This window comes from Enterobacter sp. V87_3 (genome assembly GCF_029967835.1).
GTDB classification, from domain to species: Bacteria; Pseudomonadota; Gammaproteobacteria; order Enterobacterales; family Enterobacteriaceae; genus Enterobacter; species Enterobacter cancerogenus.
Map to the genome: position 1 here is coordinate 44,227 of NZ_JASCAM010000025.1, position 22,282 is coordinate 66,508.

The 22,282-nt window shown below is 56.8% G+C and carries 19 protein-coding genes; 13 read left to right on the forward strand and 6 right to left on the reverse strand.

Going from position 1 to position 22,282, the window contains the following annotated elements:
- Positions 1-83: 83 nt before the first annotated feature.
- Complete coding sequence (gene avtA, locus QLG21_RS14400) at positions 84-1,340, forward strand: valine--pyruvate transaminase (RefSeq protein ID WP_058610514.1); 1,257 nt, start codon at positions 84-86, stop codon at positions 1,338-1,340.
- A gap of 98 nt (positions 1,341-1,438) precedes the next feature.
- Here avtA and yiaJ read toward each other — a convergent pair whose 3' ends face one another.
- Positions 1,439-2,257: an IclR family transcriptional regulator YiaJ gene (gene yiaJ, locus QLG21_RS14405; RefSeq protein ID WP_101736798.1), complete on the reverse strand. Its 819-nt coding sequence runs from the start codon at positions 2,255-2,257 to the stop codon at positions 1,439-1,441.
- A gap of 226 nt (positions 2,258-2,483) precedes the next feature.
- Here yiaJ and yiaK point away from each other — a divergent pair, with 226 nt between their 5' ends.
- The 8 genes from yiaK to araD all read left to right on the forward strand — a co-directional run bounded on the left by yiaK (position 2,484) and on the right by araD (position 10,074).
- Entirely contained in the window at positions 2,484-3,482 is a 999-nt protein-coding gene (gene yiaK, locus QLG21_RS14410; RefSeq protein ID WP_088209028.1) for a 3-dehydro-L-gulonate 2-dehydrogenase, read from the forward strand.
- A 9-nt stretch (positions 3,483-3,491) separates the two neighbouring features.
- Positions 3,492-3,959, forward strand: a complete 468-nt coding sequence (locus QLG21_RS14415; RefSeq protein WP_282484662.1) for a YhcH/YjgK/YiaL family protein — start codon at positions 3,492-3,494, stop codon at positions 3,957-3,959.
- Positions 3,960-3,985: 26 nt separating this feature from the next.
- The gene (locus QLG21_RS14420) at positions 3,986-4,912 is read left to right on the forward strand and encodes a DUF4862 family protein (protein WP_282484663.1); all 927 of its coding nucleotides are present in this window, start codon (positions 3,986-3,988) and stop codon (positions 4,910-4,912) included.
- Positions 4,913-4,956: 44 nt separating this feature from the next.
- On the forward strand, positions 4,957-6,276 hold the full coding sequence (locus QLG21_RS14425) for an MFS transporter (RefSeq protein ID WP_282484664.1): 1,320 nt from the start codon (positions 4,957-4,959) through the stop codon (positions 6,274-6,276).
- Between the two features lie 90 nt (positions 6,277-6,366).
- On the forward strand, positions 6,367-7,872 hold the full coding sequence (locus QLG21_RS14430) for an FGGY-family carbohydrate kinase (protein WP_282484665.1): 1,506 nt from the start codon (positions 6,367-6,369) through the stop codon (positions 7,870-7,872).
- A complete protein-coding gene (gene ulaD / locus QLG21_RS14435; protein WP_102891737.1) occupies positions 7,869-8,522 on the forward strand; it encodes a 3-keto-L-gulonate-6-phosphate decarboxylase UlaD in 654 nt (217 codons plus the stop codon). The genes QLG21_RS14430 and ulaD overlap by 4 nt, the downstream gene beginning before the upstream one ends.
- A 2-nt stretch (positions 8,523-8,524) precedes the next feature.
- A complete protein-coding gene (locus QLG21_RS14440; RefSeq protein WP_282484666.1) occupies positions 8,525-9,385 on the forward strand; it encodes an L-ribulose-5-phosphate 3-epimerase in 861 nt (286 codons plus the stop codon).
- On the forward strand, positions 9,379-10,074 hold the full coding sequence (araD, locus tag QLG21_RS14445; RefSeq protein WP_137903448.1) for an L-ribulose-5-phosphate 4-epimerase: 696 nt from the start codon (positions 9,379-9,381) through the stop codon (positions 10,072-10,074). The genes QLG21_RS14440 and araD overlap by 7 nt, the downstream gene beginning before the upstream one ends.
- On the opposite strand, the gene QLG21_RS14450 is transcribed toward araD, so the two are convergent.
- Positions 10,075-10,893: an AraC family transcriptional regulator gene (locus QLG21_RS14450; RefSeq protein WP_220710815.1), complete on the reverse strand. Its 819-nt coding sequence runs from the start codon at positions 10,891-10,893 to the stop codon at positions 10,075-10,077.
- Positions 10,894-11,116: 223 nt separating this feature from the next.
- On the opposite strand from QLG21_RS14450, the gene QLG21_RS14455 reads away from it, so the two are divergent.
- Positions 11,117-12,517 carry an MFS transporter gene (locus QLG21_RS14455; RefSeq protein ID WP_137903447.1) on the forward strand — a complete coding sequence of 467 codons (1,401 nt, stop codon included), beginning with the start codon at positions 11,117-11,119 and terminating at the stop codon, positions 12,515-12,517.
- A 10-nt stretch (positions 12,518-12,527) separates the two neighbouring features.
- Positions 12,528-14,483 carry a glycoside hydrolase family 127 protein gene (locus tag QLG21_RS14460; RefSeq protein WP_282484667.1) on the forward strand — a complete coding sequence of 652 codons (1,956 nt, stop codon included), beginning with the start codon at positions 12,528-12,530 and terminating at the stop codon, positions 14,481-14,483.
- Between the two features lie 63 nt (positions 14,484-14,546).
- On the opposite strand, the gene QLG21_RS14465 is transcribed toward QLG21_RS14460, so the two are convergent.
- The gene (locus QLG21_RS14465; RefSeq protein ID WP_282484668.1) at positions 14,547-15,287 is read right to left on the reverse strand and encodes a MipA/OmpV family protein; all 741 of its coding nucleotides are present in this window, start codon (positions 15,285-15,287) and stop codon (positions 14,547-14,549) included.
- A 119-nt stretch (positions 15,288-15,406) separates the two neighbouring features.
- Here QLG21_RS14465 and QLG21_RS14470 point away from each other — a divergent pair, with 119 nt between their 5' ends.
- On the forward strand, positions 15,407-16,369 hold the full coding sequence (locus QLG21_RS14470; protein WP_282484669.1) for a LysR family transcriptional regulator: 963 nt from the start codon (positions 15,407-15,409) through the stop codon (positions 16,367-16,369).
- Here the strand turns inward: QLG21_RS14470 and aldB are convergent.
- Positions 16,366-17,904 (reverse strand): aldehyde dehydrogenase AldB, encoded by a 1,539-nt coding sequence (gene aldB / locus QLG21_RS14475; protein ID WP_282484670.1) that lies wholly within the window; start codon positions 17,902-17,904, stop codon positions 16,366-16,368. The genes QLG21_RS14470 and aldB overlap by 4 nt on opposite strands.
- A 165-nt stretch (positions 17,905-18,069) precedes the next feature.
- Here aldB and QLG21_RS14480 point away from each other — a divergent pair, with 165 nt between their 5' ends.
- Positions 18,070-18,945, forward strand: coding sequence for an ROK family protein (locus QLG21_RS14480; protein WP_282484671.1), 876 nt, complete (start codon positions 18,070-18,072; stop codon positions 18,943-18,945).
- Here the strand turns inward: QLG21_RS14480 and selB are convergent.
- Together selB and selA are read right to left on the reverse strand one after the other, a co-directional pair.
- Positions 18,942-20,798, reverse strand: a complete 1,857-nt coding sequence (gene selB, locus QLG21_RS14485) for a selenocysteine-specific translation elongation factor (RefSeq protein ID WP_282484672.1) — start codon at positions 20,796-20,798, stop codon at positions 18,942-18,944. The two genes, QLG21_RS14480 and selB, sit on opposite strands and share 4 nt — an antisense overlap.
- Positions 20,795-22,180 carry an L-seryl-tRNA(Sec) selenium transferase gene (selA, locus tag QLG21_RS14490; protein WP_282484673.1) on the reverse strand — a complete coding sequence of 462 codons (1,386 nt, stop codon included), beginning with the start codon at positions 22,178-22,180 and terminating at the stop codon, positions 20,795-20,797. Before selA ends, selB begins: the two co-directional genes overlap by 4 nt.
- Positions 22,181-22,282 lie beyond the last annotated feature (102 nt).

The following is a 22,282-nucleotide window of genomic DNA, read 5'->3' on the forward strand; positions in this document are numbered from 1 at the left end:
CGCCCTCTCCTCCCGATTTGCACCTGTCCGATGCTAGCGTTATGGTTACCCACTTTCATAATAAGCCAGACAGAACACCTGCTATGACGTTTTCACTTTTCGGCGACAAATTTACCCGCCATTCAGGCATTACCCGCCTGATGGAAGATCTCAATGACGGACTGCGCACCCCGGGCGCAATCATGCTTGGCGGCGGAAACCCGGCGCAGATCCCGGAGATGAATACCTATTTCCAGACGCTGCTGGCGCAGATGCTGGAAAGCGGCAAAGCTACCGACGCGCTGTGCAATTACGATGGCCCCCAGGGCAAAACCGAACTGCTGAAGCTCCTCGCCAACATGCTGCGTGACGAGCTCGGATGGGATATCGAACCGCAGAATATTGCACTGACAAACGGCAGCCAGAGCGCATTTTTCTACTTGTTTAACCTGTTCGCAGGACGTCGCGCCGACGGCACCACCAAAAAAGTGCTGTTCCCGCTGGCACCAGAGTACATCGGCTACGCCGATTCCGGCCTCGAAGAAGACCTGTTTGTCTCTGCGCGCCCGAACATTGAGCTGCTGCCGGAAGGCCAGTTCAAATATCACGTCGATTTCGAGCACCTGCACATCGGTGAAGAGACGGGCATGATCTGCGTTTCGCGGCCAACTAACCCGACCGGCAACGTCATCACCGACGATGAGCTGATGAAGCTGGATGCGCTCGCCAATCAGCACAACATCCCTTTGGTTATCGATAACGCCTACGGCGTGCCGTTCCCGGGCATTATCTTCAGCGAAGCACGCCCGCTGTGGAACCCGAACATTGTTCTGTGCATGAGCCTCTCCAAGCTCGGCCTGCCGGGCAGCCGCTGCGGCATCATTATCGCCAATGAAAAAATCATCACCGCCATTACTAACATGAACGGCATTATCAGCCTCTCTCCCGGCGGTATAGGCCCGGCCATGATGTGCGAGATGATTAAAAATAACGACCTGCTGCGCCTGTCCAATGAGGTGATCAAGCCGTTCTATTACCAGCGAGTCCAGGAGACTATCGCGATCATTCGCCGCTATTTGCCGGAAGAACGTTGCCTGATCCACAAACCTGAAGGCGCCATTTTCCTGTGGCTGTGGTTTAAAGACCTGCCGATCACCACCGAACTGCTCTACCAGCGCCTGAAAAAACGCGGCGTGCTGATGGTGCCGGGCGATTACTTCTTCCCCGGGCTGGATAAGCCGTGGCCGCACACGCATCAGTGCATGCGCATGAACTACGTGCCGGATCCGGAAAAAATCGAAGCGGGCGTGAAAATTCTCGCCGAAGAGATTGAGAACGCCTGGCGCGAAGGCGGCCAGTAAGATCTTATGCCAGATTTCGCTGCCGTTCAGTGCGAAATCTGGCGTTTTTGAAGCGGTTCAGCGCTCGGGCATAGTACCCCACCAGCCCGATTCGTCTGTTATGCCTCGCGTACCGTAAACCCAAGCTCTTTTGAGATGGCGTCTGCGGTTTCACGCAGCGGGGTAAGCAAGTTCTTTTCGCCCACCTGCTTCATACGCGATGTCGACAGCGAAATGGAGATGGCATACGGCACGCGGCCATGAATATCAAAGACCGGGACGGCGATACAGGATACCCCCAGTTCATTCTCTTCCTTGTCCCGGGCCATGCTGTGCTCACGGATCTCTGCCAGTTCGCCGTACATCGCATCCAGTTCAGTGATGGTGTTACGCGTCAGCGGCTGGATCTGGTCCTGATGGCTTTCCCAGTAGCTTGCAACATAATCCTGATGGCCAAATGCCATATAAATCTTGCCCATTGCCGAGCAGTAGAGCGGCATATGCTGGCCGATATAGGCGCGGGTGCGCAGCATTCCGGTTGTCGGCTCAAGCTTATAAATCAGGATCGCATGGTCATCTTCACGGCTGGAGAAGTTCACCGTCTCGCCGGTCGCGATGTTCAGCGCCTCAAGATGCGGTGCCGCCACATGAATGATGTTCAGGGATGACAACGCCTTTTGCCCGACGGCAATAAATTTGGTGGTCAAACGATAGCTGCCCGCCGCAGGAGCTGGCGTGACATACCCGCAGGACTGCAACCCCTGCAGTAGCCGGTGAACCGTACTCTTATTCAGCCCGGCAAGCTCGGAGAGATGGGCAAGAGGACACCCGTTCGGATAGTTGCTGAGGATCTCAATCAGCATCAGGCCGCGAAACAAGCTCTGGCTACCTGCTGGCCTCTCTTTTTCTTGCGTCATTTCGCTCTCTTTCATGCTCATTGATTAGCTCCTTTCTTCTCGCGCTCCGATGGTAGCGCAAAGTGTGGCTCAGTTCACGATCTCAACAGAAAAAACACAACCAGTTGATTTTAATCGATTTTGAAAATCATGAATGTCGTTGATCTGACAAAAATTGATCGCTATATTTGAAATCAGATTTCGCATAGTGAAATTTAGCGATAAAAAAGCACTCACACTTGCCCCTTAAAAGCACAGGAGAACAGGGATGAAAGTGACCTTTGATGAGTTGAAAGCGGCGTTCAATCGGGTACTGATCGCGCGCGGCATACAAGCAGACACTGCAGATGCCTGCGCGGAGATGTTCGCCCGCACCACGGAATCCGGCGTCTATTCCCACGGTGTGAACCGTTTCCCGCGTTTTATTCAGCAACTTGATGCTGGCGACATCATTCCTGACGCTCAGCCAAAACGGATCACCACGCTGGGCGCCATTGAACAGTGGGATGCGCAACGCGCCATCGGTAACCTGACGGCGAAAAAAATGATGGATCGTGCTACCGAGCTGGCGTCCGATCACGGGATAGGTCTGGTAGCACTGCGTAACGCAAACCACTGGATGCGCGGCGGCAGCTACGGCTGGCAGGCGGCGGAGAAGGGCTATATCGGCATTTGCTGGACCAACTCGATTGCCGTCATGCCCGCCTGGGGATCAAAAGCGTGCTGTATCGGCACGAACCCACTGATCGTGGCGATCCCGTCCAACCCCATCACCATGGTGGACATGTCAATGTCGATGTTCTCTTACGGCATGCTGGAAGTGAATCGCCTGGCGGGACGCGAGCTGCCGGTGGACGGTGGATTCGACGACGACGGCAACCTGACCCGTGAACCGGGCGTCATTGAGAAAAATCGCCGCATTCTGCCGATGGGTTACTGGAAAGGTTCTGGCCTCTCCATCGTGCTGGATATGATCGCCACCCTGCTTTCCAACGGTTCCTCCGTGGCGGAAGTCACCCAGGACAACAGCGATGAGTACGGCGTATCGCAAATCTTCATTGCCATCGAGGTAGATCGCCTGATCGACGGCCCAACCCGTGACGCCAAACTGCAGCGCATTATGGACTTCATCACCACCGCCGAACGCGCCGATGAAAACGTCGCCGTCCGTCTGCCTGGGCATGAGTTTACGCGCCTGCTGGAGGAGAACCGCCGGGACGGCATCACCATCGACGACAGCGTGTGGGCGAAAATCCAGTCTCTGTAAGGAGGGGCCATGATATTCGGACATATTTCACAGCCAAATCCGTGCCGCCTGCCGCAGGCAATTGAAAAAGCACTTAATTTCCTGCGCACTACCGATTTCGCCACGTTTGAGCCAGGTGTCGTCGAAATTGATGGACGCACTATTTTTGCCCAGGTGCTCGACCTGACGACCCGGGAACCGCATGAAAATCGCCCGGAAGTACATCGTCGTTATCTGGATATTCAATTTCTGGCATCGGGTGAAGAGAAAATAGGTATCGCCATTGATACCGGTAATAACAAAATCAGCGAATCACTGCTCGAACAGCGGGATATTATTTTTTATCACGACAGCGAAAATGAATCGTTTATCGAAATGATACCCGGCAGCTATGCCATATTTTTTCCGCAGGATGTGCACCGTCCTGCCTGTATTAAGAACACAAGTTCTGAAATTCGTAAGATTGTGGTGAAAGTAGCAGTCAGCGAATTACAGTAATTTACTGATAAATACAGGAACGCGAAATGACCAACACCGGTTTTATTATTGGTGCGTACCCCTGCGCACCCTCGTTTCACCAGAAAGGGGAACAACAAGAGCAAGCCTTCTGGCGGGAACTTGCCGACACGCCTTATATACGCGGTCTGGAACAACCGTGCCTTGAAAACCTTCATCCGTTTGGCGATGAATGGTTATTCCGGCACACCCCAGGCGACTGGCGCATGGTGGTGACAGCAGTGATGGAAACCATGCGTCGCCGCGCTACCAACGGCGCATTTGGCCTGGCGTCAGCCGACGAAGACCAGCGTAAAGCCTGCGTTGAATATTACCGCCATCTTCATCAGAAAATTACCGCCGTGAACGCCCGTTTTCCGGGAAAAGTAATCGCTCTGGAAATGCAGGCGGCACCGCAGGCGGGCAACGACAATGTAGGGCAAGCCACCGAGGCGTTCTCCCGTTCCATCAAGGAGATCGCGGGCTGGGACTGGCCCTGCGATCTGATACTGGAACACTGCGATTCCATGACCGGCCCAGCGCCACGTAAGGGATTCTTACCTTTAGAGCAGGTGCTTGACGTGGTGAGCACAACGAATATCAGCGTCTGCATCAACTGGGCGCGTTCTGCTATCGAAGGTCGCAACACCACCCTTCCGCTTGAGCATGTCCAGGCGGCACTCAGGGCAGGAAAACTGGGGGCGCTGATGTTTTCGGGTACGACCACCCGTGGGGAATATGGTGAATGGCAGGATCTGCATGCGCCGTTTTCTTCGTTCTGCATCGACAGTTTACTCAGCACCGAACATGCAAAAACACTTTTTACTGCGGCGAACGCCGCATCCCTGAAATTCTCCGGTATTAAATTACTTGAAATAAATGCTAATGCTGATGTCAGCCATCGCATCGCAATATTGCGCGACGGCATTAGCGCTCTCCATAACGCAACACAATAAAAATAAAAACACTTATTCCGGTTACATTCACTGAGATATTAAATATGAATATTTCTAATCATGCTCTACACGCGAACATTCCGCGCCAGCGCTGGCTAAGAATCATTCCCCCTATTCTTATCGCCTGCATCATTTCCTATATGGACCGCGTAAATATTGCGTTTGCTATGCCCGGTGGTATGGACGAAGAACTCGGTATTTCCGCCACGATGGCGGGCCTGGCGGGCGGCATCTTCTTTATTGGCTACCTGTTTCTCCAGGTACCGGGCGGCAAGATTGCCGTTCACGGCAGTGGCAAGAAATTCATCGGCTGGTCGCTCGTGGCGTGGGCGGTTATTTCGGTGCTGACGGGCCTCGTCACGAACCAGTACCAGCTCCTGGTCCTGCGCTTCTTACTCGGCGTGGCGGAAGGCGGAATGCTGCCCGTGGTGCTTACGATGATCAGCAACTGGTTCCCGGATGCCGAGCGCGGTCGCGCGAATGCGATTGTGATTATGTTTGTGCCTATCGCCGGGATCATCACCGCACCGTTATCGGGCTGGATCATCACCGCGCTCGACTGGCGTTGGTTATTCATCATCGAAGGGCTGATGTCCGTAGTGGTGCTGATGCTGTGGGCCTTCACCGTTTACGACCGACCGCAGGAAGCTCGCTGGATCTCTGAAGCGGAGAAGCACTATCTGGTGCAAACGCTGGCCGCAGAGCAGCGCGCGATTGCCGGTAAAGAGGTAAAAAACGCGTCACTGAGCGCTGTGCTTTCCGACAAAACCATGTGGCAGCTGATCGCCCTGAACTTCTTCTATCAGACCGGTATTTACGGTTACACCCTCTGGCTGCCCACCATCCTGAAAGAGCTGACGCATACCAGCATCGGTCAGGTGGGGATGCTCGCCGTTCTGCCTTACGTCGGCGCGATTGCAGGCATGTTCCTGTTCTCATCACTCTCGGACCGCACCGGTAAACGCAAGCTGTTCGTCTCCCTGCCGCTGATTGGTTTTGCGCTCTGCATGTTCCTCTCGGTGACCTTAAAAGAGAACATCTGGCTGGCCTATGCCGCGCTGGTGGGTTGCGGATTCTTCCTGCAATCGGCCGCAGGGGTGTTCTGGACGATTCCGGCGCGTTTGTTCAGCGCCGAGATGGCGGGCGGCGCGCGCGGCGTGATTAACGCCCTGGGCAATCTCGGTGGGTTCTGCGGCCCGTATGCAGTCGGCGTGCTGATCACCCTCTACAGCAAAGATGCCGGCGTTTACTGCCTGGCGGTATCACTGGCACTGGCCGCACTGCTGGCCCTGCTATTACCGGCAAAATGCGATGCCGGAGCAGAGCCTCATCCCTCGGTGAACCCGCATAAGCATGTGGCCTGATGTCCTTCCCCTTCTCCCACCGGGAGAGGGGAAAAACCAAATCGTAGGCCGGGTAAGCGAAGCGCCACCCGGCAAGCAAGGGAAGCAAAGATGAGTGAAAAAGAACCCTTCTGGCTGGGTATCGATTGTGGCGGTACTTATCTGAAAGCCGGTTTGTACAACAGCCAGGGCAGAGAAGTTTGTATCGAACGCCGTGCGGTGGCCACGCTCAGCCCACATGCAGGCTACGCCGAGCGGGATATGCACGCGCTTTGGCAGCACTGCCATGCAACCGTCGCCCGGTTGCTGAAAAATTCAGGCGTAGACGGCGAACAGATCAAAGGCGTTGGCATTTCTGCGCAGGGCAAGGGGCTGTTTCTTCTCGATAAACGGGATAAACCGCTCGGCAACGCGATGCTCTCCTCCGACCGCCGGGCCCTGGAGATTGTGCAGCGCTGGCAGCAGGACGGCATTCCCGAAAAACTCTATCCGAAAACGCGCCAGACGCTGTGGACGGGGCATCCCGTGTCGCTTCTGCGCTGGGTCAAAGAAAACGAACCGCAGCGGTATCAACAGATTGGCTGCGTGATGATGGCACATGACTATTTGCGCTGGTGCCTCACGGGCGTAAAAGGCTGCGAAGAGAGCAATATCTCCGAATCCAACCTCTACAACATGCAGACAGGCCGGTACGACCCACAGCTCACGCGCTGGCTGGGTATTGATGAAATCGACGGCGCGCTGCCGCCCATTGTCGGTTCAGCAGAAATTTGCGGGGAAATCACCGCTCAGGCAGCCGCACTGACCGGTCTCGCGGCGGGCACGCCCGTCGTTGGTGGACTGTTTGATGTGGTTTCCACCGCGATCTGCGCCGGGCTGCATGATGAACACACCCTGAATGCCGTAATGGGTACATGGGCCGTCACCAGCGGTATTGCCAACGGCATTCGCGACAACGAGCCATTTCCTTATGTCTATGGCCGCTATGTTCACCCGCAGCATTACATCGTCCACGAGGCCAGCCCGACGTCCTCCGGCAATCTCGAATGGCTGACAGCGCAATGGGGCGATATGTCATTTGATGAGATAAACCGCGCCGTCGCCAGCTTGCCGAAAGCCGGAAGTGAGGTGATCTTCTTGCCATTTCTCTACGGCAGCAATGCCGGGCTGGAGATGACCAGCGGGTTCTACGGTATGCAGGCGCTGCACACTCGCGCGCACCTTCTCCAGGCCGTTTACGAAGGCGTGGTGTTCAGCCATATGACTCACCTTAACCGGTTGCTGGAGCGCTTTACCCAGGTGCGGGCATTGCGCGTCACGGGCGGCCCTGCTCATTCGGATGTGTGGATGCAAATGCTTGCGGACGTCAGTGGTCTGGCTATCGAACTGCCGCAGGTAGAGGAGACCGGCTGTTCCGGCGCGGCCCTGGCCGCACTCGTGGGAACGGGTGTCTATCCCGATTTTCACACCGCGCAGCGCGCCCTCACCCATGCCTGCAGGGTTATCGAACCCGATATGCACGCGCATGCGGCCTACCAGCGTAAATACCACCGCTACCAGTTACTGATATCAGCACTACAGGGCTATCACGCCCGCGTTAAGGAGTACGACTTATGAGCCGACCATTACTTCAGCTGGCGCTCGACCACACTTCACTGTCAGCTGCACAGCGCGACGTCGCGTTATTAGCGGACTGCGTCGATATCGTCGAAGCGGGCACCATTCTGTGTCTGACCGAAGGGCTGAATGCGGTGCGTGCGCTGCGTCAGCAATGCCCGGACAACATCATCGTCGCGGACTGGAAAGTGGCCGACGCCGGAGGGACGCTGGCGGAACAGGCGTTCGGCGCAGGCGCCAACTGGATGACCATCATCTGCGCCGCACCGCTGGCCACCGTCGAAAAAGGTCATGAGGTGGCTCAACGCTGCGGCGGCGAAATCCAGATGGAACTGTTTGGCAACTGGACGCTGGAAGATGCCCGCGCCTGGCACCGCGCTGGCGTTAAGCAGGCGATTTATCACCGCGGACGTGACGCACAGGCCAGTGGGCAACAGTGGGGCGAAGCGGATCTCGCCAGAATGAAGGCCCTCTCCGATATCGGTTTGCAGCTCTCGATTACCGGCGGCATTACCCCCGCCGACCTGCCGCTGTTTAAGTCAATCAACGTTAAGGCGTTTATCGCCGGGCGTGCCCTGGCAGGCGCAGAACATCCGCCGCAGGTGGCACAGGCATTCCACCAGCAAATCCGCGACATCTGGGGAGAGTAACCATGCGACAGCATCCGTTGGGTATATACGAAAAAGCGCTGCCGAAAGATCTCTCCTGGCCGGAACGTTTAGTTCTGGCGAAAAGCTGCGGGTTTGATTTTGTTGAGATGTCGGTTGATGAGACGGACGAGAGACTATCGCGTCTGGAATGGAATACTACGCAGCGCGCCTCTCTGGTCGAAGCCATGCTGGAGACAGGCGTGTCGATCCCGTCGATGTGTTTGTCCGCCCATCGTCGCTTTCCGTTTGGCAGCCGCGACGAAACCGTGCGTGAACGCGCCCGCGAGATCATGACCAAAGCCATCAGGCTGGCGCGCGATTTGGGCATTCGTACCATTCAACTGGCGGGTTACGACGTTTATTACGAAGAGCATGATGCAGGTACGCAGCAGCGCTTTGCCGAAGGACTGGCATGGGCCGTTGAGCAGGCGGCTGCCGCGCAGGTGATGCTGGCGGTGGAGATCATGGACACCGCCTTTATGAACTCCATCAGCAAGTGGAAAAAGTGGGACGAGATGCTGGCATCCCCATGGTTCAGCGTCTATCCGGACGTCGGCAACCTGAGCGCGTGGGGCAACGACGTTACCGCCGAACTGACGCTGGGTATTGACCGTATCGCGGCTATTCACCTGAAAGACACCCAGCCCGTTACCGCACAAAGTCCCGGACAGTTCCGCGACGTACCGTTTGGCGAGGGCTGCGTCGATTTCGTGAGCGTGTTTTCCACGCTGAAGAAGCTGAACTATCGCGGCGCGTTTCTGGTTGAAATGTGGACCGAAAAAGCAAAAGAACCGGTGCTGGAGATTATCCAGGCACGCCGCTGGATTGAAGCCCGTATGCAGGAAGGAGGCATGACATGTTAGAACAACTCAAAGCCGAGGTGCTGGCGGCCAATCTGGCGCTTCCCGTCCACCGGCTGGTGACATTTACCTGGGGCAACGTCAGCGCCGTTGACCGTGAAAGCGGTCTTATGGCGATTAAGCCTTCCGGCGTGGAATACGACGTGATGACCGCTGAAGATATGGTTATCGTGGATATCGCCACGGGCCAGGTGGTTGAGGGCAGCAAAAAACCCTCATCAGACACGCCAACCCACCTCGCGCTCTATCGCCGTTATCCGGAGATTGGCGGCATTGTCCATACCCACTCACGCCACGCCACAATCTGGTCGCAGGCAGGGTTAGATCTCCCGGCCTGGGGCACCACCCACGCGGACTATTTCTACGGCGCGATACCCTGCACCCGGCTGATGACCACGGCAGAAATTGAGGGTGAATATGAGTACCAGACGGGTGAAGTGATCATTAAAACCTTTGAAGAAAGAGACCTGAGCCCAATGCAGGTTCCGGCGGTACTGGTGCACTCTCACGGCCCGTTTGCGTGGGGCAAAGATGCTGCCGATGCGGTACATAATGCCGTCGTACTGGAAGAGTGTGCCTACATGGGCCTGTTCTCGCGCCAGCTTGCACCGCAGCTACCGGACATGCAGCAGGCGCTGCTCGACAAGCATTATCTGCGCAAGCACGGTGCGAATGCCTATTACGGCCAGTAATTACCCGGAATTAATATGTTCCTTACAGTACCGCCGTTTCCAGACGGCGGGCGTCAGCCCGGTATGTTTAGAGAATATCTGCCGGAAATAGCCAACGTCGTTAAATCCGCATCGGGTGGCAACCTCGGTTATTGACGCTGCATCGCTTAATAACAGCTTTTCTGCTGCCCTGATGCGCTGGCGGTGAATGGCCTCGGTCAGGGTTAAATGAAAGGTTTTACGAAATACCCTACCGAGATAATCGGCATTACAGTGCAACGCTTTTGCCAGCTGCGAGGTGGAAAGCGGCAAATGAAATTGCGTGCGAATAAGCTGTTTGGCTTTCCACGCAATGGCCGTACTCGCTTCATCGCTTTTATCTTCGTAGCCCCGGGAAAGTGAGACCTGCTGTAAAATCAGCAGAACGATGATTTCCAGCGCCACGCTTCGCTGTAACTTTTCCTGTTCGCTCAGGAATTGTCGAAATAGCGCGGTGACATATTGCGGATCCCTGACAACGCAATATTGCTCTATTCCGAGCGGAACCGCCTGCGGCAGGGATTCATTAACGCGCTCAATATCAAAGTGCAGCCAGTAGAAGCGCAGATCTCCCGGAAAGTCTTCTGTCCCCACGTGTCGACGGCCCGGCCACAGCAGTAAACTCTCGCCCGCTTTTACCTCAAACACCCTGTCGTCTTCCTGAATCGTTAATGTCCCCTTTTCGACAAAGATAATTTCCCACGACGTTAATTTACGCGACGGATGGCGTCCCACGCCCCGGGAAATAAATAACCCTCCGTTTTGTACTTTAATCGGAAGCGCTATGGATAATTCAAGCATAGATATTCACCATTCCGCTTTTATCTCCGCATTAATTGCGTTTATTTATTGAATAATAACAAATAGTGCCAGCGCTGCTCGATCGAACTCACATTTTCATCATCAGGTCGGAATCGTCATCTTTTTATACTTTTCCCTTCCCTTGTTGGCATAGCCGTTCAATGCAGAATAAAAGAGGTACCTTGCAAAAAATAATAAAATTCGATTACCGAGGAGTGACCTGATGACTTCCACACCGATTACAAAGTCTGATGTTGCACAGCGGGCGAGAGATGACCGTTTATCCATTCGCGAAAAAATAGGCTATGGCCTCGGCGATGCGGGCGGAACGGTGATTACCTGCTTAATTATGAATTTTCTTACCTTTTTCTATACCGACGTTTTTGGCCTGACCCCCGCGCTGGTGGGGACACTGTTTATTGCGCTGCGCGTGTTTGACGCCATTTCCGATCCGGTGATGGGGGTTATTGCCGACCGCACGCAGAGCCGCTGGGGGCGTTTTCGTCCCTGGCAACTGTGGGTGGCGGTTCCCATCGGGATTATCGGCGTTCTGACCTTTACCGTTCCGGACGCCAGCATGGGGGTCAAAATCGCCTGGGCGTTCGGAACCTATCTGCTCCTGTCCGTAGGTTATACCGCCATCAACGTGCCCTATTGCGCGCTGATCAACACCATGACCACCCGCCACAACGAAGTGATCGCCTGCCAGTCATGGCGCTTTGTGTTGTGCGGCGTCGCGGGGTTTTTGGTCTCGGTTGGGCTGCCGTGGCTGGTCGCAGAGCTGGGGCAAGGTAACACCGCCCGTGGCTACCAGCTTGGGGTCGGCGTGCTGTGCGCCATCGCCGTGATCATGTTCCTGTGCTGCTTCTTCTGGGTACGAGAGCGCGTGCCGCTGGCGCTGATGGGCAAATTCACGCTACGCGAGCATCTCGCGGGCCTGCGTAAGAACGATCAGCTACTGCTGATGCTGGTGATGTCATTTCTGCTGATAAACGTCTTTAACATTCGCGGCGGCGGATACATGTACTTCATCACCTACGTTTTGCAGGGAAGTACCGTTTATACCTCACTGTTTTTCACCATGGTGACCTTTGCGGCGATCCTGGGCGCGGTGATCGTCAATCCGCTGTCCCGGCGTATTGATACCGTCAAACTCTACTATTACACCAACCTGGTGCTGGCCGCTGTTGCCCTGGGTATGTGGTTCCTGCCGGGCGGGCCGGCCCATCAAACGCTCTGGCTGGTCGTCATTCTCAGCAACGGCGTGATCCTGGGCTTTACCCTGCCACTGCACTTCTCCCTGATGGCCTTCGCAGATGACTACGGCGAGTGGAAAAACGGCGTGCGTTCATCAGGTATGAACTTCGCCTTCAATCTGTTTTTCATCAAGCTGGCGTGGGCGTCCAGCGCCGGGATCATCAGCCTGGTGTTCATCGCAGTCGCCTACCAGCCGGGCGCGGGTAACCAGACGCCGGCCTCTTTGCAGGGCATTACCGCCATGGAGACGCTGCTCCCTGCTCTTTTCCACCTGCTGCTGGCGATCTCTATCCGCTGGTGCAGGCTTAATAACCCGATGATGTCGCGCATTGCCACCGATCTGCGCCAGCGTCACGTCTCGTCCTGAGGAGAATGTCATGACCCTAATGGAAGCCAACCTGCATAACCTGAAAATTAACGATCCGTTTCTCGGCCAGTACCAGCGGCTGGTGCGCGACGTGGTGATCCCGTATCAGTGGAATGCGCTGAACGACCGCGTTGCGGATGCGGAGCCAAGCCACGCCATCACCAACTTCCGCATTGCGGCAGGTCTGGAGGACGGGGAGTTTTACGGTATGGTATTTCAGGACAGCGACGTGGCGAAATGGCTTGAGGCCGTGGCGTGGTCGCTGTGCCAAAAACCCGATCCCGAACTGGAACAAACCGCAGATGAGGTGATCGAACTTGTCGCAGCGGCGCAGTGCGAGGACGGCTATCTGAACACCTACTTTACGGTCAAAGCCCCCGGCGAGCGCTGGACCAACCTCGCCGAATGCCACGAGCTTTACTGCGCCGGACACATGATTGAAGCGGGCGTGGCCTGGTTTCAGGGTACCGGAAAGCGCCGCCTGCTGGAGGTCGTCTGTAAGCTGGCGGACCATATCGACAGCGTCTTTGGGCCAGGGGAAAACCAGCTGCATGGTTATCCTGGCCATCCGGAAATTGAGCTGGCGCTGATGCGGCTCTATGACGTCACGCAAGAGCCGCGCTACATGGCGCTGGTGAATTACTTTATTGAGGCGCGCGGCACGACACCCCATTTCTATGATATCGAATACGAGAAGCGCGGCAGAACCTCGCACTGGCATAACTACGGCCCGGCCTGGATGGTCAAAGACAAAGCCTACAGCCAGGCCCACCAGCCGCTTTCAGAACAGCAAACGGCTATCGGCCATGCGGTGCGTTTTGTGTACCTGATGGCGGGCATGGCGCATCTGGCTCGCCTGAGTAACGACGACGGCAAACGCCAGGATTGCCTGCGGCTGTGGAGAAATATGGCCCAGCGCCAGCTGTACATCACGGGCGGGATCGGCTCGCAAAGCAGCGGCGAGGCCTTCAGCAGCGATTACGATCTGCCTAACGATACGGTGTATGCAGAAAGCTGCGCCTCTATCGGCCTGATGATGTTTGCCCGCCGGATGCTGGAGATGGAGGCAGACAGCCAGTATGCCGACGTGATGGAGCGGGCGTTATACAACACGGTGCTGGGCGGAATGGCGCTCGACGGTAAGCATTTTTTCTACGTGAACCCGCTTGAAGTGCATCCCAAAACGCTGGCGTTTAACCATATTTATGACCATGTCAAACCCGTCCGCCAGCGCTGGTTTGGCTGTGCCTGCTGCCCGCCGAACATTGCGCGCGTGCTAACGTCGCTGGGTCATTACATCTATACCCTTCATCCGGAAACGTTATTCATCAATCTGTATGTCGGAAACGACATCGCCGTCCCGGTTGGCGACCAGCAGCTGCAGCTGCGTATCAGCGGAAATTACCCGTGGCATGAGCAGGTTAACATTGAGATTGCCTCGCCCGTCCCGGTCACCCACACGCTGGCGCTCCGGCTGCCGGACTGGTGCGAAAACCCCGAAGTATTGCTGAACGGCGCAGCGGTGACGGGTGAGGTATCGCGTGGCTACCTCTACCTGCGCCGCAGCTGGCTGGAGGGCGATGTGTTAACGCTGACGCTGCCGATGCCGGTTCGTCGGGTGTACGGTAATCCCCAGGTTCGCCAGCAGGCGGGTAAAGTCGCGTTGCAGCGCGGTCCGCTGGTCTATTGCCTAGAGGAAGCAGACAACGGCGCCGGGCTGCACAACCTGTCCCTGCCCGCTGACAGCGAATTCCGTGTTTTTGAAGGAAAAGGCATGTTTGCCCATAAAATGGTGATTCAGGCAGAGGGCATCGCGCGGTGCGCCGCGCAGGCAAATTCAGACGCGCTCTGGCAGTACGATCGCGCCCCGGTACATCGTGAGCCACGCACGCTGACCTTTATTCCGTGGTTTAGCTGGGCTAACCGGGGAGAAGGGGAAATGCGGATTTGGGTCGATGAAGGCTAAATCGCGCTAGCCTGTTGCCCTCTCTCACGAGAGAGGGCGTAAACCGTCACCCGGCTTTCGACATCAAAAACGCCAGGCCACGCCGGTCATCAGCGCGACGCTGTCGTCGCGGTCGATCATCGGGCTGTTCTTGACGTCGTCCGGTAAGACCGTGTATACCGCGCTGGCCGTGATGAACAGGCTTTTTGTCAGCTGATATTTCGCCGCCAGGCCAACGTATGGCGTCCAGCTGTCATTCGCGGTGTAATCATCCAGCCCTGAGCGGCGAGACTCGCTGCCGGATACGCCATAGTAATAGTCGTTATAGCTTTTATCGCTGTAGAACACGCCGACGGAGGGGGTCAGGATCAGGCGTTCCATGCGAATCGGGTGGAAATACGAGATTTCGGCGATCGTGCCGCCGCTTTCATCCATCGCGTCGCCGGAGAGCGCCAGTTTCAGGCTGCCCCAGCGCTCATGACGATAATATGCGCCGCCCAGGAAAGCGGATGCCTTGCGCTCGTCCAGGCGTTTCATCTGGCGGTCGTCATTGTCGTCCGGATCAAAATGCAGGGGCATCCAGGCGGCAGTGAGGCTGAGTTCGTTTTTGTCGTCCTTCCACATAATCCACCCACCGGTGGTTTGACGCACGTAGAAACGATCGCCTTCATAGCTGATTAACGGCACGGCGGTTGTATTTTGGTTATACCCTTTGTAAGGCGATTCATTAAATACCGCCCCCGCCCCGAGAGAAAAACCGCCAGCCATTGCGGAGAATGACGTAAATAACACGGCAGCAATCAGTAAATTATATTTAACAGTCATTCCATGTAATCCATTTATACGCAGGTAAGCGAGGCGCATAATAATGGTTACAAATTTACCAAAGCAACGCGACTGATTATATAATAGTATATCGGCAATGATATAAATGGATACGCAAGATGCTTAACCTGCAGTTAAAGCCGCGAGATTTAAAAATAATTTCTATTATCGCCGCAACGCGCAGCATTGGGGATGCCGCCGCTCTGCTGGGGATGGCGCAGGCCAACGTCAGCAAATATCTCTCTGATTTTGAAAACCGCATTGGTCTAAAGGTGTTTGAACGCACCACGCGCCAGCTCGCGCTCACGCCGTTCGGCGAGGCGCTGTTGCCCTACATCAATGCGTCACTGGATAAGAACAACCAACTCGTTAATTTCATTGCTGATTATAAACATGAGAAGCGAGGAAAAGTGACGATATACGCCCCGACGGGCATTGTGACCTACCTGGCGCGCAACGTTATCCACCTTATTGAAGGCATTGGCGACATCCGCCTCTCGTTGAAAACCTATAATCTTGAGCGCAGTGAATTCTCCGAGGGTGTCTCTTTTCCCGACGACTGTGATATTTTAATTACCTACACTCCACCAAAAGATGAAAGTTTAGTGGCAACGGTGTTGAGAAAGTATTCTGTTACGGCGTTTGCAACGGTCGATTACTTAAAAAAACATCCCATTAATAGCCCGCAGGATTTAAAAGATCACTCCTGCATTCTCATCGATTCGATGATGGTTAATGAGGCCAATATCTGGCCTTTCCGCGTCCCTGGCAGTAACGACATCTGTGATTATAAAGTCACCGGCAATTATATTTGCGATAATACCCAAACCGCGCTGGAGCTGGCCCGTAATAATCTGGGCATTGTTTTTGCCCCGAAAGTGAGCCTGAAAAGCGAGTTAACGCAAGGGACGCTCGTCCCCTGCTTTCCACACCAGGACGAGTGGTGGCTCGATCTCACCGCCATTTTCAAAAAGCGCGAGTACCAGCCCTGGCGCGTCCAGTACGTCCTGGACGCCATTCTTGACTGCCTGCGCCAGCAACTGGTTCAGGCCACCCCCGGGCGGCCTGAACAGGATGATTAGAACAGCCCTAACGGTTTATCGGAGTAACTGACCAGCAGGCATTTCGTCTGCTGATAGTGTCCCAGCATCATCTTGTGGGTTTCCCGCCCAATGCCTGACTGCTTATAGCCCCCGAAGGCCGCATGCGCCGGATAGGCATGATAGCAGTTGGTCCACACGCGTCCCGCCTGAATGCCGCGCCCCATCTTATAGGCCAGATTACCGTTACGGCTCCATACACCAGCCCCTAAGCCGTACTGGGTGTCGTTGGCGATTTCAAGCGCCTCCTCCATGGTTTTGAAGGTGGTCACGGCCAGCACCGGGCCGAAAATCTCCTCCTGGAAGACGCGCATGCTGTTCTTGCCAGACAGGATCGTTGGCTCAAGATAGTAGCCCTCCTGCAGATCGCCGCCCAGAAGCTTACGACGGCCACCGGTCAGCACATCGGCACCCTCTTTTTTACCGATATCGATGTAGTTAAGGATGGTTTCCAGCTGCCCGTGGGAAACCTGCGCGCCCATCTGCGTCACGCTATCCAGCGGATTGCCGCTGCGAATCGACTCTACGCGCCGGATCGCCCGCTCCATAAAGCGCTCATAAATCGATTCCTGAACCAGCGCCCGGCTGGGGCAGGTACACACTTCGCCCTGGTTGAAGGCGAACAGCGCAAACCCCTCCAGCGCCTTATCGAAGAAGGCGTCTTCCTCATCCATCACGTCGGCAAAGAAGATATTCGGCGACTTCCCGCCCAGCTCCAGCGTAACCGGGATGATGTTCTGGGTCGCATACTGCATGATCTGCTGGCCCACTTCCGTCGACCCGGTAAAGGCCACCTTGGCGATGCGTTTTGAGGTCGCCAGGTATTCGCCAATTTCGCCCCCTGCGCCGTTGACCACGTTGATGACGCCCGGCGGCAACAGATCGCCAATCACCTCCATCAGCAATAGCACGGAGAGCGGCGTTAAGCGTGCAGGCTTGAGCACCACGCAGTTGCCCGCTGCCAGCGCGGGGGCCATTTTCCAGCTCGCCATCAGCAGCGGGAAGTTCCACGGAATGATCTGCCCCACCACCCCTAGCGGCTCGTGGAAGTGATACGCCACGGTGTCGCTGTCGACCTCGCTGATGCCGCCCTCCTGGGCGCGGATGCAGGAGGCAAAATAGCGGAAGTGGTCGATCGCCAGCGGAACGTCTGCCGCCATGGTTTCGCGGATCGGCTTACCGTTATCCCAGGTTTCCGCTGTCGCCAGCAGCTCCAGGTTTTGCTCCATCCGGTCGGCGATTTTAAACAGGATAGCAGCCCGATCCTGCACAGAGGTCTGCCCCCACTTATCCTTAACCTTATGCGCCGCATCCAGCGCCAGATCGATATCACGCTTGCCGGAGCTGGCAATTTCACACAGCGGCTGCCCGGTGACGGGCGTCAGGTTGGAATAGTATTCGCCGTCGACGGGGGCCACCCAGTCGCCGCCGATAAAGTTGTCATAACGGGGTTTTAGCTTAAGAGGAAAACCATACTCGCCAGGCTGAATGCGCGATGAGGGAGGATTATTTGTCATGACCGTCTCCTTGCTGTTGGTGTACATCAAGGGTAGTTCCGGCTGGCTATTTTCTCGCCAGCCGGTGACGGGTTTACGAGCCGTATCACGGATTACCGTACTTTACGTTTCGTTTCTGCCGCTGAGCCATACTTAATAGCTTAAAGGCTCATGAGGAACGATGCGATGCAGCTATTTATTGGCTTTGACGTGGGCGGAACCCACATCAAACACGGCGTGATTGATGAAAACGGCAAGGAACTGACATCTGAGGAGTACGACACCCCGGAGGATGAAGCATCCTTTAAACAGAAATGGAAAGCGGTGGTGGAAGCGTATCAGCAGGAGCATGACGTTGTCGGCATCGGGGTGAGCTTTCCAGGCCATATCAATCACCATACCGGCGAAGCGGCGAAAGCAGGCGCGCTTGAGTATCTTGACGGCAAAAACCTGTGTGCGCTTTTTGCAGAGCTGACCGACCTGCCCGTGACCATCGAAAACGACGCCAACTGCGCGGCGCTGGGCGAACGCTGGCAAGGGGCGGGGAAAGATTACGAGCATTTCGTCTGCATCACCATCGGCACGGGTATCGGCGGCGGGATCGTGATGGAAGGCGACCTTTATCGCGGCTCGCACTATCGGGCGGGTGAATTTGGCGTGCTTCCCGTCGGCAATAACGGCGAATGCATGCACGAGGTGGCATCTGCCAGCGGCCTGATGAAGGCCTGCAGCCGCGCGTTACGGCTCAGCGAAGACGAAATGCCCCACGGTGAAGAGCTGTTTAAACGTATGGATAGCGACGTTCATCTGCGTGAGGCCATTGAAGAGTGGGCGCATTTTTTGTCCCGCGGCGTCTACAGCGTGATCTCCATGTTTGATCCGCAGGCGGTGCTGATTGGCGGCGGCATCAGCGAGCAGGAGAAAGTCTATCTCCTGCTCGATAAGTATTTACAGCGTTTTGAGGAGTGGGAGGCGCTCAAGGTGCCGATCCTGCCGTGTAAACTGGGCAATCAGGCGGGCCGCCTGGGCGCCGTCTGGCTGGCAAAGCAGAACCGCACTTAACGCGACTCACCCTGTACCGGGAACAGCTGCGCGTCGCGAAGCAGATGATCGTTGCCCCGACGACGCGTAAAGCCTGTCCGGTTGAAATATTCGAGGATCTGAATCGCCAGCTTGCGCCCCACGTTCAGCTGGTCGCGGAAGTCCGCCGCACAGGTTGACCCCTGCACCCGATCGCGATGGCGGATCAGGTTTGCAAACGCCAGAATGCGATCGTTGCGGTAATAACGATCTTTCACGATCGCCACAATCAGCCCCTGCTGCGCCGCATGGCGTAAGACCTGACGCATGGTCTGCTCGTCAGTGTGGGTTTCTCGCGCAAGATCGCGCACCCACCACGGCTCATCGCCGAACAACGACGCCGCTTTTTGCCATATCGCCTCTTGCTCGGCGGTGAAGCCGGCTTTGTGTTCCGGCAGGTGCAGCCAGCCGTGGTGGCTTTTGATCGCGCCGCTTTCGCGCATTTTTTCAATCAGCAGCAGCACCAGCGCTTCATCTTCCATCGGCAGCGCCATGCGACGCAGGCGCTCGCGCCCCGGACCGGGTTCATCCTGATGCTGCTGGTGGTATGTGGCAAGCGTGTTCAACACTTTACGCTGCCAGCGTGCTGCGACCGGGGCATTGAGCAGGCTGTTTCCGGCCTGGATAAAGCCCTCTTCCTGCGTCAGTTCCCCCAGGCTTTCACCGTTCAGCTGGCGCGCCCACGCGAAATCACTCAGGTTTACCGCGCCGCGTTCGAGATGCGTCAGCAGCGCGGCTTTATCATCGTCGGCTTGCTCCAGCGCCGCCAGCCATTGCAGGTATTCCGGCTTACGCTTCCCGCGACGGGGCGGATCCAGCGTCACCACCCGCGCCCCGGCCAGCGTTTCCCGCGCCGAGATGTCGCGCAGCACCAGGCGGTCGTTATCCGCGAGCCACAGCGGGGAATCAAGTACAAGCTCGGCGAGGTTGTTTTCCAGCAGCGACACCCGCCCGGTAATATGGCTGGCGGCGTGATGGATGTGCAACGGCTGCCACTGCGTCAGCGGCGTGAAGCTGTGCAGAGAGACAATGACCCGCTCAGACGGCTCCGGTGGCGCAGCGGATAGCAGCCAGTCGCCACGGTTAAGGCGGTCTTTTTCAGCATCGCCCGCAATGTTCAGCGCGATGCGCTGCCCGGCATGGGCGTGTTCCACCGGTTGATTCTGGGCATGCAGACCACGCACGCGCATCGGCTTATTCACGCCCGTCAGCCAGAGCGTATCGCCGACGTTCACTTCGCCGCTCAGCGCGGTGCCTGTGACCACCAGACCCGCCCCTTTGACGGTAAACGCCCGGTCGATGGCCAGGCGAAAGCGGTGATGGCTCGCGCGCTGGCGCGACGGCAGCTGCTGCAAATGGTCGCGCAGGGCATCAATCCCGCGCCCCTCGGTCGCCACGGTGACAAAAAGCGGCGCATCGGCAAAACCGTATTCGCGCAGCACGCCCTGCACCTGCTCCCTGACCTCGTCCCTGCGTGCGTCATCCACGCGGTCGGCTTTGGTGAGGGCAACGGTGAGCTGCGGATTGCCCGTGAGCTGTAGGATCGCCAGATGTTCGCGGGTTTGCGCCATCACGCCGTCATCGCAGGCCACCACCAGCAGCGCATGATCGATGCCGCCGACCCCGGCCAGCATATTCGACAAAAACTTTTCGTGCCCCGGCACATCAATAAAGCCCAGCACGCGACCATCCGGCTGCGGCCAGTAGGCATAGCCCAGATCGATGGTCATGCCGCGTTTTTTCTCTTCCGGCAGGCGGTCAGCATTCACGCCGGTAATGGCCTGCAGCAGGGTGGTTTTTCCGTGGTCAACGTGACCGGCGGTGGCAATAATCATTTCAACAGCATCTCCAGAAACTGCTCTTCATCTTCAAGACAGCGTAGGTCTAACCACATGCGTCCGTCGTATATGCGTCCGATAACCGGCGCAGGCAGCGCACGCCAGCGGGCCGATAACGCCTCAAGCTGGCTGCCGCGTCCGTCGCGTGGTGTAAACGTCAGCGCGGCGCTCGGCAGTCTGTCTACCGGCAGCGAGCCGCTGCCAATCTGCGACTGGCAAGATTCAACGCGCACGTCAAACCCGGCATAGTACGGGGCAACCTGCGACAGCAGTAGCTCGCCCTGCGCACGAATCGAGGCGGCATCCCGCGCCAGCAGACGCAGCGTTGGCAGCCGTTCGGCCAGCTTCTCCGGGTGGAGGTAGAGCCGCAGCGTCGCTTCAAGCGCTGCAAGAGTCATTTTGTCGGCACGCAGCGCGCGCTTGAGCGGATGCTGTTGCAGCTTCGCAATAAGCTCACGTTTGCCGACGACGATCCCGGCCTGCGGCCCGCCCAGCAGCTTATCGCCGGAGAAGCTCACCAGACTTACGCCTGCCGCAATCGTCTCCTGCACCATCGGCTCTTTCGGCAGCCCGTACTGGCTTAAATCCACCAGCGAACCGCTGCCGAGATCGGCAATAACCGGCACGTTCAGTTCACGCCCGATAGCGGCCAGTTCGGCCTCGTCGACCGTTTTAGTGAAACCTTCAATATGGTAATTGCTGGTGTGTACCTTCATCAGCAGCGCGGTATTTTCGTTGACCGCCGCGCGATAATCTTTTGCATGGGTGCGATTGGTGGTGCCCACTTCGTGCAGCGTACAGCCCGCCTGACGCATGACGTCCGGGATGCGGAACGCACCGCCAATCTCCACCAGCTCGCCACGCGAGACCACCACCTCTTTGCCGCTGGCCGTCGCTGCCAGCATCAGCAGCACAGCCGCCGCGTTGTTATTCACGATGCAGGCGTCTTCGGCACCGGTGAGCTGGCAGAGCAAATCCGCCAGCGCCCGATCGCGATGGCCCCGGCCAGCGCCATCCAGATCATACTCCAGCGTGACCGGCGAACGCATGGCCTGAGCAACCGCCGCGACCGCCTCTTCGGCCTGCTGCGCACGACCCAGGTTGGTATGCAGCACCGTTCCCGTCAGGTTAAACACCGGACGCAGAGCACCCTGCGCGTTAGCCGACAGCCGCCGTTCCGCCTCCTGCCCCCAGTCCGCGCACCAGTCCGGTAAGGCATTCTCTGCCTGAATATGTTCCCGCACCTCTTCCTGAAGCAGACGCAGCATATCGACCGTCGCGGTATGGCCGAAACGGTCGACGACGGTTAAGAAGTGGGGATCACGCAGAAGCCGATCGGTAGCAGGAATGTGGCTGTAGAGAGAACGATGAGTAGTCATGGATGCGCCCGGCGAATGGATATCATCCCCCCTCCCGACGGGAGAGGGAGTTAACATGGGAGGGATTGTAACGCCTCTGGCCGCTAAGTGTTATAACCCGCA